At 70.8% G+C, this 16,988-nt stretch carries 17 protein-coding genes; 11 read left to right on the top strand and 6 right to left on the bottom strand.

All coding sequences use genetic code 11. The annotated features are described in order from the left end of the window. The first annotated feature begins 4 nt into the window (after positions 1 to 4). On the top strand, positions 5 to 1,609 hold the full coding sequence (locus tag ACIBZJ_RS21945; RefSeq protein ID WP_395932345.1) for a sensor histidine kinase: 1,605 nt from the start codon (positions 5 to 7) through the stop codon (positions 1,607 to 1,609). On the opposite strand, the gene ACIBZJ_RS21940 is transcribed toward ACIBZJ_RS21945, so the two are convergent. Next, positions 1,588 to 1,953 (bottom strand): hypothetical protein, encoded by a 366-nt coding sequence (locus tag ACIBZJ_RS21940; RefSeq protein ID WP_395932344.1) that lies wholly within the window; start codon positions 1,951 to 1,953, stop codon positions 1,588 to 1,590. The two genes, ACIBZJ_RS21945 and ACIBZJ_RS21940, sit on opposite strands and share 22 nt — an antisense overlap. Before the next feature lie 83 nt (positions 1,954 to 2,036). Between ACIBZJ_RS21940 and ACIBZJ_RS21935 the strand changes: the two genes are divergently transcribed. Genes ACIBZJ_RS21935 through ACIBZJ_RS21915 form a run of 5 tightly spaced genes read left to right on the top strand, consistent with a single transcriptional unit; the run spans position 2,037 to position 4,614 of the window. Beyond that, positions 2,037 to 2,435, top strand: coding sequence for an AAA family ATPase (locus ACIBZJ_RS21935; protein ID WP_395932342.1), 399 nt, complete (start codon positions 2,037 to 2,039; stop codon positions 2,433 to 2,435). Then, entirely contained in the window at positions 2,432 to 2,608 is a 177-nt protein-coding gene (locus ACIBZJ_RS21930; protein ID WP_395932340.1) for a hypothetical protein, read from the top strand. Before ACIBZJ_RS21935 ends, ACIBZJ_RS21930 begins: the two co-directional genes overlap by 4 nt. A 5-nt stretch (positions 2,609 to 2,613) precedes the next feature. Next, the gene (locus ACIBZJ_RS21925; RefSeq protein ID WP_395932338.1) at positions 2,614 to 2,856 is read left to right on the top strand and encodes an ABC transporter permease; all 243 of its coding nucleotides are present in this window, start codon (positions 2,614 to 2,616) and stop codon (positions 2,854 to 2,856) included. 55 nt (positions 2,857 to 2,911) lie between these two features. Beyond that, positions 2,912 to 3,823 carry an ABC transporter ATP-binding protein gene (locus tag ACIBZJ_RS21920; RefSeq protein WP_395932336.1) on the top strand — a complete coding sequence of 304 codons (912 nt, stop codon included), beginning with the start codon at positions 2,912 to 2,914 and terminating at the stop codon, positions 3,821 to 3,823. Beyond that, positions 3,820 to 4,614 carry an ABC transporter permease gene (locus ACIBZJ_RS21915; RefSeq protein WP_395932334.1) on the top strand — a complete coding sequence of 265 codons (795 nt, stop codon included), beginning with the start codon at positions 3,820 to 3,822 and terminating at the stop codon, positions 4,612 to 4,614. The genes ACIBZJ_RS21920 and ACIBZJ_RS21915 overlap by 4 nt, the downstream gene beginning before the upstream one ends. 87 nt (positions 4,615 to 4,701) lie before the next feature. Here ACIBZJ_RS21915 and ACIBZJ_RS21910 read toward each other — a convergent pair whose 3' ends face one another. Together ACIBZJ_RS21910 and ACIBZJ_RS21905 are read right to left on the bottom strand one after the other, a co-directional pair. Then, positions 4,702 to 4,998 carry a GlsB/YeaQ/YmgE family stress response membrane protein gene (locus ACIBZJ_RS21910; RefSeq protein WP_395932332.1) on the bottom strand — a complete coding sequence of 99 codons (297 nt, stop codon included), beginning with the start codon at positions 4,996 to 4,998 and terminating at the stop codon, positions 4,702 to 4,704. 206 nt (positions 4,999 to 5,204) lie between these two features. Further along, a complete protein-coding gene (locus tag ACIBZJ_RS21905; protein WP_395932330.1) occupies positions 5,205 to 5,858 on the bottom strand; it encodes a DUF4245 domain-containing protein in 654 nt (217 codons plus the stop codon). Positions 5,859 to 6,016: 158 nt separating this feature from the next. Between ACIBZJ_RS21905 and glpX the strand changes: the two genes are divergently transcribed. Both glpX and ACIBZJ_RS21895 read left to right on the top strand, forming a co-directional pair. Continuing rightward, positions 6,017 to 7,033 carry a class II fructose-bisphosphatase gene (gene glpX, locus ACIBZJ_RS21900; RefSeq protein WP_395932328.1) on the top strand — a complete coding sequence of 339 codons (1,017 nt, stop codon included), beginning with the start codon at positions 6,017 to 6,019 and terminating at the stop codon, positions 7,031 to 7,033. Continuing rightward, positions 7,030 to 8,013, top strand: coding sequence for a carbohydrate kinase (locus tag ACIBZJ_RS21895; protein WP_395932326.1), 984 nt, complete (start codon positions 7,030 to 7,032; stop codon positions 8,011 to 8,013). The genes glpX and ACIBZJ_RS21895 overlap by 4 nt, the downstream gene beginning before the upstream one ends. Positions 8,014 to 8,016: 3 nt before the next feature. Here ACIBZJ_RS21895 and ACIBZJ_RS21890 read toward each other — a convergent pair whose 3' ends face one another. After that, entirely contained in the window at positions 8,017 to 9,201 is a 1,185-nt protein-coding gene (locus ACIBZJ_RS21890; protein ID WP_395932324.1) for an RtcB family protein, read from the bottom strand. Between the two features lie 331 nt (positions 9,202 to 9,532). On the opposite strand from ACIBZJ_RS21890, the gene ACIBZJ_RS21885 reads away from it, so the two are divergent. Both ACIBZJ_RS21885 and ACIBZJ_RS21880 read left to right on the top strand, forming a co-directional pair. Next, positions 9,533 to 11,185 carry a fumarate hydratase gene (locus tag ACIBZJ_RS21885; protein ID WP_395932322.1) on the top strand — a complete coding sequence of 551 codons (1,653 nt, stop codon included), beginning with the start codon at positions 9,533 to 9,535 and terminating at the stop codon, positions 11,183 to 11,185. Between the two features lie 789 nt (positions 11,186 to 11,974). Continuing rightward, positions 11,975 to 13,045: a winged helix DNA-binding domain-containing protein gene (locus ACIBZJ_RS21880; RefSeq protein ID WP_395932320.1), complete on the top strand. Its 1,071-nt coding sequence runs from the start codon at positions 11,975 to 11,977 to the stop codon at positions 13,043 to 13,045. Here ACIBZJ_RS21880 and ACIBZJ_RS21875 read toward each other — a convergent pair. Next, positions 12,987 to 13,580: a Uma2 family endonuclease gene (locus tag ACIBZJ_RS21875; protein WP_395932318.1), complete on the bottom strand. Its 594-nt coding sequence runs from the start codon at positions 13,578 to 13,580 to the stop codon at positions 12,987 to 12,989. The two genes, ACIBZJ_RS21880 and ACIBZJ_RS21875, sit on opposite strands and share 59 nt — an antisense overlap. Positions 13,581 to 13,754: 174 nt before the next feature. Between ACIBZJ_RS21875 and ACIBZJ_RS21870 the strand changes: the two genes are divergently transcribed. Further along, a complete protein-coding gene (locus ACIBZJ_RS21870) occupies positions 13,755 to 15,143 on the top strand; it encodes a class II fumarate hydratase (RefSeq protein ID WP_395932316.1) in 1,389 nt (462 codons plus the stop codon). Positions 15,144 to 15,190: 47 nt separating this feature from the next. Here ACIBZJ_RS21870 and ACIBZJ_RS21865 read toward each other — a convergent pair whose 3' ends face one another. Continuing rightward, the gene (locus ACIBZJ_RS21865; protein ID WP_395932314.1) at positions 15,191 to 16,525 is read right to left on the bottom strand and encodes a hypothetical protein; all 1,335 of its coding nucleotides are present in this window, start codon (positions 16,523 to 16,525) and stop codon (positions 15,191 to 15,193) included. Between the last annotated feature and the right edge of the window lie 463 nt (positions 16,526 to 16,988).

The raw sequence follows: 16,988 nt of genomic DNA, 5'->3' as shown, positions 1-16,988 counted from the left end.
CCCGATGACGCGGTTCTCACTGCGCACCCGTCTGGTGGCGGTCGTCGTAGCGGTCACGATCTTCGCTCTCACCGCCGGCGGCGCGGCGACGTACCTCGCGCTGCGGCAGTACCTCTACAACCGGGCCGACGACCAGTTGCACGGCATGAGCAGCGGCCGGTTCGTCGACGCGCTCGACCGTGAGCTGCAGAACGGTCTCACCAGCGGCGACCTCGACGACGCGGGTTTCCCCCTCCCGGGGCTGGGCCCGCACAGCTCGGTCTTCCTGTTCACCGTTCTGCAGCCCAACGGCGCGCCGGTCTGGACCAAGATCACGGTCACCAGCTCCACGTTCCGGACGACGCAGAGCGTCCTGCTCTCGCTCTCCCGCGACGACGCGGACGAGTTGGTCGCCGCGGCCGGGACGAAGAACGACACCCGGACCGTCCGGACGATCGACGGGCACAAGATGCGGGCGATGGCCCAGCCGCTCAACAACGGCTACGTGCTGCTCACCGGATTGTCCACCTCGGAGACCGACGCGAGCCTCAACCAGCTGCTGTTCCTGGAGCTGGCGGTCGGGGGCGCGGCCGTGCTGGCCGCGATCGGGCTCGGGGCGTACGGCGTCCGCGCCGGGTTGCAGCCGCTGACGCGGGTCAGCCGGACCGCGCACGAGATCGCCGAGAACCTGTCGCAGCACGGCAGCGGGCTGGAACGGCGGGTGCCGCCGAGCGACCCGCGCACCGAGGTGGGCCAGCTCACCGAGGCCGTCAACACGATGCTGGGCGCCGCCCAGGTCGCCTACGCCCAGCGCGTGGAGAACGAGGATCGCATGCGGCGCTTCCTCGCCGACGCCTCGCACGAGCTCCGCACCCCGCTGACCTCTCTCCGCGGCTACGCCGAACTCGAACGTCTCCGCGCCACCACGATCGGCGCCGAGGACCCGGCCGCGACCCAGGACGCGCTACGCCGGATCGAGACCGAGGGCGACCGGATGGCCCGCCTCGTCGACGACCTGCTGCTGCTCGCCCGCACCGATCAGGGCTCGTCGCCCGAGGTCGAGCCGGTCCCGGTCGACGAGCTGCTGGACGAGGCCGCCGACCGCGCTGGTGCGGCGCACCCCGCGCGCCCGTTCGTCGTCGACACGCCCAACACCGGGCTCGTCGTGAGCGGCGACCGCGAGGTGCTGCTGCAGGTCCTCGGCAACTTGCTGCGCAACGCGGCGATCCACACACCCGGACCGCGCCCGATTCGTCTCGGGGCCCGGCCGGACGGGGGTTCGGTCCTGCTGATGGTCGCGGACGAGGGCCCCGGCATGACCCCGGAGCAGGTGGCCCACGCCTTCGAGCGGTTCTGGCGGGCCGATTCGGGCCGTACCCGCGCCACCGGCGGCAGCGGTCTGGGCCTGGCGATCGTCCATGCGCTGGTCACCGCCCAGGGCGGGGCCGTCGGTATGAGCAGCGACGTCAACTCGGGCACCCGGGTGATGATCCGGATGCCGGGCGTCCTCGACCAGGAGGGCCGGCTGGTCCACCGGCCGCACGGCGATACCTACCCGCAGCACTACACCGACCAGCTCACCGGCGCGCCCCGCTCGGTCAGCGCGCCTCAGTCGCGCCGCACTCCGTAGTCGGCCGGAACGCCGTTCTCGACCAGGTCGAACGCGCGCCGGTAGGCTTCTTCGGCCCAGGCCCTGACCGTCTCGAACGCCTCGCCGCCGAGCATCCGCTGCCGGGCCCGGACGAGTACCGCGCGGCGGCTGCCCACCACCACCCCGGCGACGAGGCCCGGCATCGGATCGTCCGGGCCGGCGCCGGTCTGGGCCGTGAGCTCACGGCTCAGCGCGGCCTCGACCCGCTCCCCGAGCTCCCGTTCCCGGGCCCGCAGCGACGGGCTGTCGTCGACCAGCCGGAAGAAGTCGGCGGCGCCGTCCCAGAGGCCGGTCGCCCACAGGTCGGTCTCGAAACCGTCCACCACCCAGCGGCGCAGCGCGCCGACCGCGCTCTCCCCCGGCGGCCGGGACCGGACGACGGCGGCCAGCGAGTCTTCGACACGGCATGAGCGCAGCCGCCGCCCTCGGCCGCACCGACGAACTCCTGACCACGTTCGACCTGCACGACCGTCCGATCGGGCAGCTCTCCGGCGGCCAGCGTCGCCGCCTCGACCTGGCCCTCGGGCTGGTGCACCGACCGGCGGTGCTGTTCCTCGACGAACCGAGCTCCGGGCTCGACCCGGGCAGCCGCGCGACACTCTGGCGTTGCGTCCGCCAGGCCCGCGACGCCGGAGCGGCGGTCGTGCTGAGCACCCACTACCTCGACGAGGCGGACGCGCTCTGCGACCGGGTCGTCGTTCTGCACGGCGGCCGGGTGATCGCGGACGACGACCCGGCCGCGCTGAAGACGCAGCTCGGCGAGAACTCCACGCTGGACGACGTCTACCTGGCGCTGACGGCATGACCGCGACCTGGCTCATCTTCCGGCGGTCGATGCGGCAGACGCTGCGCACCAAGGTCGGCGTGCTGTTCGGGCTGCTGCAGCCGATGTCGTACCTGATGTTCTTCGGCCCACTCGTGACCGAGTCCTGGCCGGACTCGCGCTGGGGCTGCGCGCGCCGGTCGGCGGCGTCCTGACCGGGTTGCTGCTCCTGATCCCGCTGGTGCTGCTCTCGGGCGCGTTCCTGCCGATGACGTCCGGCCCGCGCTGGCTCGAGGTCCTCTCGCACGCCGACCCGTTCCGCTACGCGGTGGACGCTCTGCGCGAACTGTTCGCGGGTCACTACACGTCGGCGGCGGTGTGGTTGGGCGCGGGCCTGACGCTGGTGCTCGCCGCGGGCGCTACCGCACTCGGTGTCCGGGCGTTTCGGCGCGATGCGGATTGAGCGGCTGCACAGAAACGTGTCGATAATTGGCCCCATTCCTGTCACCGTGTAGCTCGTGCCTGCTCAGAACGCGATCGAGCTGTCCGGGGTAGTCAAACGGTTCGGCGCGGTGACGGCGGTGAACGGGCTCGATCTCGTCGTGCCGGCCGGCACCTGCCTGGGGCTGCTGGGGCCGAACGGGGCCGGGAAGTCCACCACGATGCGGATGCTCACCGGCCAGGCGCTGCCCGACGCCGGCGAGATCCGAGTGCTGGGCTACCGGGTCCCGGTGGAGTCCAAGCACGCGAGGGCCCTGATGGGCGTCGTCCCGCAGCTCGACAATCTCGACACCGAGCTGACCGCGCGGGAGAACCTCGCGGTGTTCGCGCGCCTCTACCGGGTGCCGCGCACCGAGCGGAGGGCCGCGGTCGACGCCGCGCTCGAACTCGGCCAGCTCACCGACCGTGCCGACGCCAGGGTCACCGAGCTGTCGGGGGGCATGCGGCGTCGGCTGCTGATCGCCCGCGGGCTGGTCCATCGTCCGCGGCTGGTCCTGCTCGACGAACCCACCGTGGGGCTGGATCCGCAGGTGCGCCAAGACCTCTGGTCGCTGATCGACCGGTTGCGCCGGGACGGCACGACCGTGCTGATGTCGACGCACTACATCGAGGAGGCCGAGCGGCTGGCCGACTCGGTGGCGGTGGTCAGAGCCGGCCGCGTCATCGCGCAGGGGTCGCCGGCCGAACTGCTGGCGGGTCACGCCGGGCGGTCGGCGGTCGAATACAGCGGACCGCCCGCCCGGCTCGTCGAGGTCGAGCGGATGGCGGCCGCGGCCGGCATGCCGACGCGCCGGACCGGCCCGAGCGTCTCGGTGCTCCGGGCCGAGGAGATGCCGGCCACACTGGCCGCGGTCCTCGGCCCCGGCACACCGCGCCCGGCCAACCTCGAAGACGTCTTCGTCACGCTGACCGGGGAGTACGTGGCATGACCACTACCGAACAACGGCCGCGCCTGCGGTTCATCGAGCCGACCGCGCTGGCCGGCGTGATGGTGCACGACCTCGCGGTGTTCCGCCGCTACTGGATGAACAGCACGTTCTCGGCCGTGGTCGAACCGACGATCTACCTGCTGGCGTTCGGATTCGGCTTCGGCTCGCTGGTGTCGACGGTCGGCGGCTACCGGTACATCGACTTCCTGGGCACCGGCGTGGTGGGCTCCGCGGTGCTGTTCACGTCGGCCTTCACCGGGATGTTCCAGACGTTCATCCGCCGCACGTTCCAGCACACGTACGACGCCGTCCTCGCCGCTCCGGTCGACGTGCACGAACTGGTCACCGGCGAGGCGCTCTGGACCGGGGTGAAAGCCGGGATCTACGGCTGCGCGCCGCTGGTCGTGGCGACGCTCTTCGGGCTCCGGCCGTCGCCGACCGTGGTGCTGGTGCCGCTGATCGGGTTCGTCACCGGTCTCGGCTTCGGCCTGTTCGGTATGTGGATGTCGGCGGTCGTGCCGAACATCGACGGCTTCAACTACATCATCTCGGGGGCGCTGACTCCGCTGTTCCTGGTCGCGGGCACGTTCTTCCCGCTCGACACGCTTCCGCCCTGGGCGCACACCGCGAGTCAGCTCAACCCGCTCTATCACTGCGTCGAACTCGTGCGTCACTCGGTGTTCGATCGGCTCGGAATCAACGATCTGGGGCACATTGTCGCGCTCGTGTTTTTCGCGGGTGCGATGTGGGTACTCGCGGTCTCCTTTCTGCGCCGGCGGCTGATCGACTAATAGCAATTCGGCGAATGAGAAAACGCGGCTCGGGCCGCTCCCCTTCGAAGGGGAGCGGCCCGAGCCGCGTTTCCGGTACTAGCTGGTTCAGCGAACCAGCGGGCGACGGCCACGGCCACCGCTGCGACCGTAGAAGCCGGCCACCAGGGCGACACCCACGGCGGCGAGCACGACCTGAACGGCCAGCTCACGCCAGTCGATACCGGAGGTGGCGGTCGGGATGCCGATCGCGCGGGCGAGGGCCGTACCGAGGAAGGCAGCGACGATGCCGACGACGATCGTCAGCCAGATCGGCAGGTTCTGCTTTCCGGGAACGACGAGCCGGCCCAGCGCGCCCACGATGGCACCGATGATCAGCGCGGTGATGATGCCGGTGATGGTCATGGCTTGCTCCCTTTACTTCCTGGAGGTTGTCGCTCCCTGGCGGGTTGGCGTTGACCATCTGATGCCCGGGGCAACGAGTTCTCACACACCCGGAGAAAGAAATTTTTCGGAGTGCGATCGACACCGGAATTGAGCAGCGGAAAGGCCGGGCGACCATTCTTCGAATGGTCGCCCCGGAACAAACCGACAATTTACGCTAATCGGTCTTATTGGAGTGAACGGATCATCGTGCGGGCGGTATCGGCCGACGCGTCGCCGACCACCACGACGGTCACGTCCGGCTCGAGGAGCACGAACGCGTTCTCCTTGCCCTCCCGCGCGGTGTACCGCGTCCAGGTGTCGCCCTCGATCTGCTCGGTACCGACCGGAGCGGTCCGGTCGATGATGCCGGCGATCAGCGAGTCGGCGGCCGCGTTGCTCTGGACGAGCTGGAGATAGCCGCCGTCCGGCGTCGAGTAGCTGACCCGGATCGTGAAGCGCCCGCCGACCGCCGGGTTGTACGCGGCCACCGTCGGCTTCCAGCCGGACAGGCCCTGCGGCTCCCGCACCCGGAACGCCTTCTGCGCCTTGGCGGTGTCGTAGACGTGCGCCGGGTCGACGGCCGGGGCGTCGGACGCCTTGGGCTGGAACAGCGCGACGATCGCCACCAGCGGAACGACCAGGATGCCGAGCGCGATCGCCAGGTTGCGGACGGTGGCGTCGCGCCGGGTCGCCTTGGGCGGAGGCGTGCTCGATCCCTCGTCAGTGCTCAGAGCGACCGTGACGTAGTCCGGCTCGGGCTCCGGCTTGACCTTCGGCGTCCGCTTCGACTCGACGATGTCGACCATGCCCCGGTCGTTCGAGGGCTCGTCACTGCTCATGTCTCTATCGTCGTACACGCGGCGCGAACTGCCACCCCCGGCTCCCCGCGAGGCGACTGAATCGAATCGGCCGGTGGCATTGACCACCTCGGGGCCCCATACCTCCCGGCGTGACCCATCCGTGATGTCAGGATGAAGGCCCCGTCGATGGAGGTTAGATGTCTGAGCCCCAAGTACCGGACCGCAACCTCGCCCTGGAGCTGGTCCGGGTCACCGAGGCCGCGGCGATGGCCGCCGGTCGGTGGGTCGGCCGCGGCGACAAGAACGGCGGCGACGGCGCGGCCGTCGACGCGATGCGCCAGCTCATCAACAGCGTCTCGATGCGTGGCGTCGTCGTGATCGGCGAGGGCGAGAAGGACAACGCCCCGATGCTCTACAACGGCGAAGAGGTCGGTGACGGCACCGGCCCCGAGGTCGACGTCGCGGTCGACCCGATCGACGGCACCACGCTGATGGCGAAGGGCATGCCGAACTCGATCGCCGTGCTCGCGGTGGCCGAGCGAGGCGCGATGTTCGACCCGTCCGCCGTCTTCTACATGGAGAAGCTCGCGGTCGGCCCGGACGCGGTCGGCGTCGTCGACATCAACGCGCCGATCCGCGACAACATCCGCGCGGTCGCCAAGGCCAAGCGCACCGGCGTCCGGGACGTCACGGTCTGCATCCTCGACCGTCCGCGTCACGAGAAGCTGGTGGAGGAGATCCGGGAGACCGGCGCACGGATCCAGTTCATCTCCGACGGTGACGTCGCCGGCGCGATCTCCGCGGCCCGCGAGCAGACCGGCGTCGACCTGCTGGTCGGCATCGGGGGCACGCCCGAGGGCATCATCACCGCCTGCGCGATGAAATGCCTGGGTGGCGAGATCCAGGGCAAGCTCTGGCCCCGCGACGACGACGAGCGTCAGAAGGCCATCGACGCCGGTCACGACCTCGACCGGGTGCTCACCACCGACGACCTGGTCAGCGGCGACAACGTGTTCTTCTGCGCCACCGGTGTGACCGACGGCGAGTTGCTCCGTGGCGTCCACTACCGTCGCGGCGGGGCCTCGACCGAGTCGCTCGTGATGCGGTCCCGCAGCGGGACGATCCGGACCGTGGGAAGCTGGCACTCGCTGACCAAGCTCCGGGCCTACTCGCTGATCGACTTCGGACACCGCGGCGACGACGAGGACGAGTGACCACAAACCTGATTACGGTCGTTGGCGAAAACATCATCGACCTGGTCCCTGACCACGGGGACGACGCTCCGTACCACGCGCGTGCCGGCGGCAGCCCGGCCAACATCGCGGTGTCGGTGGCCAAGCTCGGGTCCCAGGCCGCGCTCGCGGCCCGGGTCAGCCGGGACGTGTTCGGCGCCCGCATCCGGTCCCGGCTCGCCGGGGCCGGGGTCGAGGCGCGCTACCTGGTCGACGCGGCCGAGCCCTCGTCGCTCGCGGTCGTCACGTTCGACGCCGAGCGCCGGGCCAGTTACGACTTCTGGCTCAACGGCACCGCCGACTGGCAGTGGCGCGACCGCGACCTGCCCAACCCGCTCGACGACGACGTCGCCGCGCTGCACATCGGCTCGCTGGCGGCGTACCTCTCGCCGGGTGCCGAGGTGATCGAGAAGGTCATCGCCCGCGAGGGTTACCGGGGCCGGGTCACGCTGAGTTTCGACCCGAACATCCGCCCGACGATCATCGCCGCGGCCGACGGCTCGCTGGATGCCGCCCGGGCGCGCACCGAGCGTCTCGTCCGGCTCGTCGACGTCGTCAAGGTTAGCGACGAAGACCTGGGCTGGCTCTACCCGGACTCGCCGGCCGAGGACGCGGCGGCCGAATGGGCCGAGATCGGGCCGGCGCTGGTGGTACTGACCCGCGGCGCCGAAGGTGCGACCGCGATCGGGCGGGCGGCCACCGTGACCGTGCCCGCTCCGAGGGTCGATGTCGCCGACACGATCGGGGCCGGTGACTCGTTCGCCGGTGCACTTCTGCACGCGCTCGGCGTCCGCGGGCTGCTGGGGCCGGGAGGCGCGGACCGGATCGCCGGCCTCGATGCGGCGACCCTCACCGAGGTCATCCGCACCGCCGCGACGGCGGCTGCGCTGACCTGCACCCGGGTCGGCGCCGAGCCCCCCACTGCGGCGGAGCTCGACGCCGCTCTCAAAGAGTTCGGCTGACCGCTAGCCCTTCACGCAGACGACCTGCTTGAGGTGGGCGACCACCTCGACCAGGTCGGTCTGCTGGGCCAGGACCGCGTCGACGTCCTTGTACGCGCCGGGGATCTCGTCGATGACGCCCGGGTCCTTGCGGCACTCGACCCCGGCCGTCTGCGCCGCCAGATCCTCGGCCGTGAACGTCTTCTTGGCCTTCGCCCGGCTCATCCGGCGCCCGGCCCCGTGCGAGGCCGAGTTGTAAGAGTCCGGGTTACCCCGCCCGCGCACGATGTACGAACCGGTGCCCATCGATCCCGGGATGATGCCCAGGTCGTTCTTCCCGGCGCGGATGGCCCCCTTCCGGGTCACCAGCACGTCCACGCCGCCGTACTGCTCCTCGGACACGTAGTTGTGGTGGCAGGAGATCGGCTCGTCCAGCGTGACCTGCGGAAACATTCCCCGGACCACGCGCACGAACAGCCCCAGCACGAGCGCCCGGTTGCGCCGCGCGTACTCCTGCGCCCAGTACAGGTCCCGCCGGTAGGCGTCCATCTCCGGCGTGCCGGCGAGGAAGACGGCCAGGTCGCGGTCGGGCAGATCGGCGTTGTGCGGCAGCTTCTTCGCGACCGCGATGTGCCGCTCCGCGAGCTCCTTGCCGATGTTGCGCGAACCGCTGTGCAGCATCAGCCAGACCTGACCGTCGGTGTCGAGGCAGACCTCGAGGAAGTGGTTACCGCCCCCGAGCGTGCCGAGCTGCTTACCCGCGCGCGTCCGCAGCGGGGAGACGCCGACGTGCAGATCGTCGAAGGCCGCCCAGAAGTTGCTGAGCCCGCGAGTGTCGACGCCGCGGACCCGGCGCGGGTCGACCTGCTCGTCGTGCGAGTGGAACCCCACCGGGATCGCGTCCTCGATCGCCCGGCGCAGCGGACCGAGGTCGTCCGGCAGGTCCTCCGCCGTCAGCGACGTCCGGACCGCGGACATCCCGCAGCCGATGTCGACGCCGACCGCGGCCGGCGAGACCGCCTGCCGCATCGCGATGACCGAACCGACCGTGGCGCCCTTCCCGAAGTGCACGTCCGGCATGACCGCGACGCCCTCGACCCACGGCAGAGCGCCGATGTTCCGCAGCTGCTTCGCAGCCTCCGCCTCGATGTCGTCGGGATCCGTCCATACCTTCACCGGCGCCCGCGTTCCGGGCAGCAACGTGTACATGCTTCTCCTTCTTGATGACGTCAGCCCCGGAACACCGCAGGTGAGGGGCTCAGCGGCGAACCACCGCCGCCCCGCCGAACTTCCGGACCACCGCAGGGGATCAGGCGGGTTGATACCTCGGGGAGCACACGGCGGAGGCGCGGATGCCTCGCTCGCCGGTCGGCCATCGCATGGCGTTGCTCCTCGTCAGGTCGTGAGGAGCTCAGTTTGCATCGGCGGGTCGCGCCGCGCCGAACGGTTTTCCCGCGCGTCGGTGGTGCTTCTCACCCTGGAGCTGTCCGGGGGCAGGATTAATCTTGCGGCAACTCCCCAACGCCGTGAGGTTCCTTCGATGCCTGACTTCCGCTACTCGGATCTGCTCCCGCTCGGGCCCGACGAAACGCAGTACCGGCTGCTCACGTCCGAGGGCGTCGAGCCGATCGACGTCGCCGGCGAGACGTTTCTGAAGGTGGCGCCGTCGGCGCTGACCACGCTGACCAGGGCCGCCATGCGGGACATCGCACACCTGCTGCGCCCGGCGCACCTCCAGCAGCTGCGCAACATCCTGGACGACCCGGAGGCCTCCGGGAACGACCGGTTCGTCGCGCTCGACCTGCTGAAGAACGCGAACATCTCGGCCGGCGGCGTGCTGCCGATGTGCCAAGACACCGGCACCGCGATCGTCATGGGCAAGAAGGGCGAGCGCGTCCTCACCGGCGGCGGGGCGATCGACGGCGAGGCGATCTCGCGTGGCGTCTACGACGCCTACACGTCGCTCAATCTGCGGTACTCGCAGCTCGCGCCCCTGACCATGTGGGACGAGAAGAACACCGGGTCGAACCTGCCGGCGCAGGTCGAGCTGTACGCCGACGGCAAGCCGGGCGAGTACAAGTTCCTGTTCATGGCCAAGGGCGGCGGCTCGGCCAACAAGAGCTTCCTGTACCAGGAGACGAAGGCCGTCCTGAACCCGACGCGCATGATGCGGTTCCTGGAGGAGAAGCTCCGCTCGCTGGGCACCGCGGCTTGCCCGCCGTACCACCTGGCGATCGTCATCGGCGGTACCAGCGCCGAGTACGCGCTGAAGACCGCGAAGTACGCGAGCGCGAAGTACCTGGACACGCTGCCCACGTCGGGCTCCCTGTCGGCGCACGGTTTCCGCGACATCGAGCTGGAGTGGCAGGTGCTCGAGCTGACCCGCCAGTTCGGCATCGGCGCCCAGTTCGGCGGCAAGTACTTCTGCCACGACGTCCGGGTCGTGCGGTTGCCGCGGCACGGTGCCTCCTGCCCGGTCGCGATCGCGGTGTCGTGCTCGGCCGACCGGCAGGCGCTGGGCAAGATCACCGCCGAGGGCGTTTTCCTCGAGCAGCTCGAGACCGACCCGGCGCGCTACCTGCCCGAGACCACCCACGACGACCTGGACTCCGACGTCGTCCAGATCGACCTCAACCGGCCGATGGAGCAGATCCGCGCGGAGTTGTCGCGGTATCCGGTGAAGACCCGGCTGTCGCTGACCGGGCCGCTGGTCGTGGCGCGGGACATCGCGCACGCCAAGATCGCGGAACGGTTGGACGCCGGCGAGCCGATGCCGCAGTACCTGCGCGACCACGCGGTCTACTACGCCGGCCCGGCGAAGACCCCGGAGGGATACGCGTCCGGATCGTTCGGGCCGACCACCGCCGGGCGGATGGACTCCTACGTGGAGAAGTTCCAGGCTGCCGGTGGCTCGCTGGTGATGCTCGCCAAGGGCAACCGCTCGAAGCAGGTCACCGATGCGTGCCACACCCACGGCGGCTTTTATCTGGGCTCGATCGGTGGGCCCGCCGCGCGGCTGGCGCAGGACTGCATCACCCACGTCGAGGTGCTGGAGTACCAGGAGCTCGGCATGGAGGCGGTCTGGAAGATCGAGGTGCGTGACTTCCCGGCGTTCATCGTGGTGGACGACAAGGGCGAGGACTTCTTCGCCGAGACGTCCAAGCCCGTCCTGACGATCGGCCCCCGCCCCTGACCCCGCCCCGCCCGACCGGGCCCGGCCCCGGGCCGGCCGGCCCGGCCCAGCCGCCCCGCGCGGCTGGGCCCCACGCGGCTCGGCCCCACGCGGCTCGGCCCCACGCGGCTCGGCCCCACGCGGCTCGGCCCCACGCGGCTCGGCCCCACGCGGCTCGGCCCCACGCGCCTGGGGACCCCGCCGCTGAGACCCCGCGCCCCGGGGCCCGAGCGACTGAGGCCGCGCGCCGCTGAGCCCCCGCCCCTCAGGTCCCGCGCGGCGGAGACCCTGCACCGCTGAGAACCCGCACCGCTGAGATCGCGCTGCTTGGGGCGTGGCCGATGTCGTTTCGGGTGTGCGACAAGTTTTCGGTGCTCAATCGCCGGTCGTAGGACCGGAAAGTCGTCGGTATCCCCGAAAATGTTGTCGGTCCGGAGATCGCACCGCTGGAGACAGGCCGATGAGGACTGAGCCAAAGGACGCCGAGCCGGCAGGCTCCAAGCCGGCGGAAGCCGGGCCGACACACCCCGGACCAACGGGCCTCGAGCCGACCTACCCCGGGCCGGCGAGTGTTCGGCCGACACGCAGACACCAGCGGAAGCTCGGCCGACAGCCGCTGGGCCGACAAGAAGCCCAGCCGCTGCGCGCCGGGCCGGCAGGAACCCGGCGGCTGAGCGCCGCACCGGCAAAAACCCGGCCGCTGAACGCCAGACCAGCAAAAACCCGGCCGCTGCGTGCCGGGCCGGCAGGGATCTGGCCGTGGGGTGCTGGGTTGGCGGGGAGTAGGCCCGGCAGACGGGTGTCAGGCGCGTGAGCGGCGGGACGGTCGGGCGGGTGGCGGCGGCTCGGGTCGAGGCGCAGCTGCTCGGGACGGAGCGGGCCACCGACGCGGCCGGCGTCGTCGGGCGGCTCGGGGCGTTGCAGGCGCAGGATCTGGCGGCCACCGCCCTCGCGGTCCGGGCGCGGACTCACGATCTCGTGGCGGCGGACCTCGGGCTGGAGGGGCCGGCGTTCGTCCGGATCTGGCTCATGCGCGGCACCCTGCACCTGGTCGCCGCCGAAGACGCGGGCTGGATGCTCGGGCTGCTGGGCCCGCTCAACCGCACCCGAGGCGCACGTCGGCGGGCCCAGCTCGGCCTCGACGACACGCTCTGCGACCGGGCGGTCGAGGCGCTACCCGAGGCCCTGGCCGGGGGTCCGTTGGGGCGCGAGGAACTAGTGGCCCGGCTGGCGGCCCTGGGCGTCGTCATCGACCCGACCGGACAGGCCCCGGCGCACCTGCTCGCCTACGCGGCCGCCGCCGGCGTTCTCTGTCTGGGCCCGGAGGTGGCCCGCGGCAAAGCGTCCTACCGCCTGCTGCACGCCGGACCGCCCCGAGCGGACGCGCTTCCGGAACTCGCGCGACGCTATCTGAACGGCCACCGTCCCGCCGACCCGGCGGACTTCGCCGCCTGGTCGGGCCTCCCGGCACGAGACGCAAAGGCCGCGTTCACGAGGCTCGCCCCGGCCAGCGCTGCCACCGCCCCGGCCGCGGCTGCCGCTGCCAACCCAAGAGCCACCGGCACCGTCCGGATGGTCGGTCACTTCGACCCCTACCTGCTCGGCTACGCCGACAAGACCGCCGCGGTGCCGGCCTCGTACGTCGACCGCGTCCGCACCGGCGGCGGCTTCGTGACTCCGACGGTGCTGGTCGACGGCATCGCGGTGGCCACCTGGCGCCTGCACGGCAACACGATCGCGCTGGAACCGTTCGAACCCCTCAGCGACGCCGTTCAGGCGGCCGTAGCCTCCGAAGTAGACAACATCACCCGCTTCCTCGGCCTCACGCGTCCGGGTCGATCAGCTCCTTCAGGTCTACCGCGAACGGGAACGGCTCGGTGACCTCGATCCGAGGCCCACGTGAGACCTCGGCGTACCCGCCGAGGTACCAGCGATGGACGATCGCGACCGGCTCGGCCTCGAGCTCGATCCGCCAGTAGTGCGGGATCTTGTAGTCGGCGTAGATGAGGGGCTTGACGATCCGGTCCATCCGGCTGCTGGTCGGCGACTCGATCTCGATCGCCGCCACGAGGTCGTCACCCGCGTAGTGGGGCCACCCGCTGCTGGTTCCCGACCGCACGATCAGTACATCCGGTCGCCGAGTCGTCTGCCTGCTCAGATGAACATCGACGTCGAGGTTGACCCGGTATCCCTTCGTTCGTACTTGGTCGAGACGAGCGCCGAGCCTCATTGCCAGATGTTGATGGGCGCTCGACGCAGAGGGCGACACGGTCAGGACTCCGTCGGTCAGCTCGATCCGGGTAGGGGTTTCCGGCATCGCGAGCAGATCCGCAACGGTGTAGCCGTCCGGGGGCATCGGGAGTGGCACGCGGAGAATCGCCTCCGGGCCCTCCGGAGCCTTGCCCGCGGTCGCCACGGGAACATCGTCGCACGCGGAACGTTCACGTCGTCCGCGTTGACTGCGCGTACTCGGATCTAACGTGGGAGTGCTCATGCCATTACTCCCGCTTCTCGCTCGATGGTTCGTTGGGATGAGTGTACCAGCGGACCGAACTGGGCGCGGCCCCGGCCGACGGCGTAGGTATGAGGTATGAGCGAGAGCCGATTCCGCATCGAGCACGACACCATGGGCGAGGTAAAGGTCCCCGCGGCCGCGAAGTGGCGGGCTCAGACGCAGCGCGCCGTCGAGAACTTTCCGATCTCGGGCACCCCACTCGAACCCGCACTGATCGCCGCCCTGGGCCGCATCAAAGCCTCGGCCGCTCGCGTCAACGCCGAACTCGGTGTCATCGACGCCGACGTCGCCGAGGCCATCACCGCGGCCGCCGAGGACGTCGCCTCCGGCCGGTACGACGCCGAGTTCCCGGTCGACGTGTTCCAGACCGGCTCCGGCACGTCCAGCAACATGAACGCGAACGAGGTCATCGCCACGCTCGCCACCGAGAGGCTCGGGAAGCCCGTCCACCCGAACGACCACGTCAACGCGTCCCAGTCGTCGAACGACGTGTTCCCGTCGTCGATCCACCTCGCCGCCACCGGCGCGGTCTCCAACGACCTCGTCCCGGCGCTCGAGCACCTCACGGGTGCGCTGCGCCGCAAACAGCGCGAGTTCGCAGACGTCGTGAAGTCCGGCCGCACCCACCTGATGGACGCCACCCCGGTCACGCTCGGTCAGGAGTTCGGCGGTTACGCCACCCAGATCGAGCTCGGCATCGAGCGACTCCACGCCACGCTCCCCCGCCTGGCCGAACTCCCGCTCGGCGGCACCGCGGTCGGCACCGGCATCAACACCCCGCCCGGATTCGCCGGCCGGGTCATCGCCGACCTGGCCACCCGCACCGGGCTCCCGGTCACCGAGGCCCGCGACCACTTCGAGGCCCAGGGCGCCCGTGACGGCCTGGTCGAGGTGTCGGGTCAGCTGCGCACGATCGCGGTCGGGCTGGTCAAGATCGCCAACGACCTGCGCTGGATGGGCTCCGGCCCGCGCGCCGGGCTGGCCGAGATCGCGCTGCCCGACCTGCAGCCGGGATCGTCGATCATGCCGGGCAAGGTCAACCCGGTCATCCCGGAGGCGGTGGCCCAGGTCGCGGCACAGGTCATCGGCAACGACGCGACGGTCACCTTCGCCGGGGCGTCCGGATCGTTCGAGCTGAACGTCATGCTGCCGGTGCTGGCCCGCAACGTGCTCGAGTCGATGCGGCTGATCGCGAACGTCTCCCGGCTGCTCGCCGACCGCTGCGTCGACGGGATCGTCGCCAACGTCGACCGGTGCCGCGAGTACGCGGAGTCGTCACCGTCGATCGTCACGCCGCTCAACCGCTACCTCGGCTACGAGGAGGCGGCGGCGATCGCGAAGCAGGCGCTCAAGGAGCGCAAGACGATCCGGGAGGTCGTGATCGAGCGCGGTCACGTCCCGGACAAGGTGAGCGAGAAGGACCTCGACGCCGCCCTCGACGTCCTGGCGATGACCCGCCCCTGAACGGAACCGGCCCGCCCCCGTCCGGGGGCGGGCCGGCAAACACGGACTTAGTACCAGCCGTACGACTCGGAGTGACCCCAAGCGCCACACGGAGTGGTGTAACGGCCCTTGATGTACCCGAGACCCCAGCGGATCTGCGTGGCGGCGTTGGTCTGCCAGTCACCCGCGACCGTCGCCATCTTGCTTCCCGGCAGCGCCTGCGGGATGCCGAACGCCCCCGACGAGGGGTTCTGCGCCGAGACGCGCCACCCGCTCTCGCGGTCCCAGAGCTTCTCCAGGCACGACATCTGGCTGGTCGCGAACCCGAACTCGCTCAGCAGCGAGCACCCGGTCTTCTTGTTACCCGAGTAGGAGCTGCAGTCAGCCGGCCCGGACGGCACCGGGTCACCCTTGGACCCGCTGCTCGAACTGCTCGAGCCGGAACTGCTCGACGTGCTGCTCTCGGTCCGCGCCTCGCTTCGGGAGGCCCGCGCCTTCTCCGCCCGCTCGGCGGTCTGCGCGGCCTTCTTCTGCACGGTCGTGGCCTTGTCCGCGGCCCGGGTCTGCGCCGCGTCCACCGCCGCTTCGTGCTGCTGCTTCTGCACTGCCGCCGAGTCTTGTGTCGGCGAGGCCGAGACGGCACCGGAGTCGCTGGACGGCTGCGCCTTCAGCGGCGCGTCCGCCTGCAGGTCCTGCTGGACCTGCACGGTGTCCGGGTCGGAGTCCCGCAGGACGGTCACCGCGACGCCGATCGCCGCCGAGAAGACCAGCACGAGCGCGGCGGCGATCCGCAGCACGAGGTGCTTCCGCGGTCGTTTCCCCGTTCCGGGGGGCGGTGGTTCGACCGGCACGGCCGGTTCCGTACTTTCTTGCGGACGCTGTTCAGCAGGCGCTCCGTAGGACGGCGCACGGACCTCGGTGGCGTCGGGGTCGACGTGCTGCCGGTCGCGGAAAAGCACGCCGGCGGCCGCGCGTAACGCGTCGGCATCCCAGGCGCTGTCGTCACCGCGGCGGCGGTTGTTCCAGTCCGGCGGAGCCTGCTCGTACCAGGTCGGTCCGGCAGCAGTGTCGGGGGCCGAGTCCGAGGGGCGATCGGAATTGCGGCCACCGAACCCGGATTCGGTGTAGTTGGCACCGCCGACGATCGGCTCGGCGTAGTTCGCGCCGCCGATGCTCGGCTCGGCGTAGTTCGCGCTTCCGCCCCACCAGTCGACCGGAGTCTCCTCCGCGGTCGGCTGCTCGTCGGGGTCGGCGTAGCGGCGGCGCCGTCGCGGAGCCCAGTCCGCAGGGCGCTGGTAGGTGTATCGATCGTCGCCCGTGCTGTCGGCGGAGTGGGATCCGTACCGGCCGGACACGTCATTCGATCTGTCGATGGACTCGTCGTCGTGTAATCGGTAGGTCATCGGCGCGGGCCCCTCCCCGAACCAGGTCGGAGGAAGTTCCCTGGCGCTGTCAACTGGGTGGACCCACTGGTCCCGCCCGGCAGCGCTGTAGTCATGAGCACCTCTCGCGTCAGGTCGCGCCCCGGGCCCCATCGGCCCGAGAGCTCGTCCGTCGCCCCTTGCACACTCCGAGCGAACGTACCTGGCGCTCCGCCCCGGCCTCCCGCGCTGCGGCCAGGGCTATACGTCTCTTACTGCTTCCTTAACACTGCGTACGAAACGGTGCGCGACTTTGCGTCCAAATAAGTACTTTTGGGCGCTTGGTCAAAACGAACGGTGACCTACCTCACCGAACAGCGTCGCGGGGGGCCCCGGCGGGGGGGGGGGGGGGGGGGGCGGGGCCGCGGGGGGACGCGCCCCCCGGGGGCCCCCGCCCCCCACCATGACCAGGCGGCGGCCACACACCCCGCCGCCGGCCCGCGCG

Origin of the sequence: Cryptosporangium sp. NPDC051539 (genome assembly GCF_044454545.1) — a bacterium.
Lineage (GTDB): Bacteria > Actinomycetota > Actinomycetes > Mycobacteriales > Cryptosporangiaceae > Cryptosporangium.
This window is presented reverse-complemented; position numbering and strand designations above follow the sequence as displayed.

Coding starts and splice junctions, on each gene's coding strand:
- ACIBZJ_RS21890 (WP_395932324.1), bottom strand. CDS start 9,201: ATGTACACGTTGCTGCCCGGAACGCGGGCGCCGGTGAAGGTATGGACG.
- glpX (WP_395932328.1), top strand. CDS start 6,017: ATGTCTGAGCCCCAAGTACCGGACCGCAACCTCGCCCTGGAGCTGGTC.
- ACIBZJ_RS21865 (WP_395932314.1), bottom strand. CDS start 16,525: ATGACCTACCGATTACACGACGACGAGTCCATCGACAGATCGAATGAC.
- ACIBZJ_RS21905 (WP_395932330.1), bottom strand. CDS start 5,858: ATGAGCAGTGACGAGCCCTCGAACGACCGGGGCATGGTCGACATCGTC.
- ACIBZJ_RS21910 (WP_395932332.1), bottom strand. CDS start 4,998: ATGACCATCACCGGCATCATCACCGCGCTGATCATCGGTGCCATCGTG.
- ACIBZJ_RS21930 (WP_395932340.1), top strand. CDS start 2,432: ATGACCGCGACCTGGCTCATCTTCCGGCGGTCGATGCGGCAGACGCTG.
- ACIBZJ_RS21885 (WP_395932322.1), top strand. CDS start 9,533: ATGCCTGACTTCCGCTACTCGGATCTGCTCCCGCTCGGGCCCGACGAA.
- ACIBZJ_RS21935 (WP_395932342.1), top strand. CDS start 2,037: ATGAGCGCAGCCGCCGCCCTCGGCCGCACCGACGAACTCCTGACCACG.
- ACIBZJ_RS21870 (WP_395932316.1), top strand. CDS start 13,755: ATGAGCGAGAGCCGATTCCGCATCGAGCACGACACCATGGGCGAGGTA.
- ACIBZJ_RS21915 (WP_395932334.1), top strand. CDS start 3,820: ATGACCACTACCGAACAACGGCCGCGCCTGCGGTTCATCGAGCCGACC.
- ACIBZJ_RS21945 (WP_395932345.1), top strand. CDS start 5: ATGACGCGGTTCTCACTGCGCACCCGTCTGGTGGCGGTCGTCGTAGCG.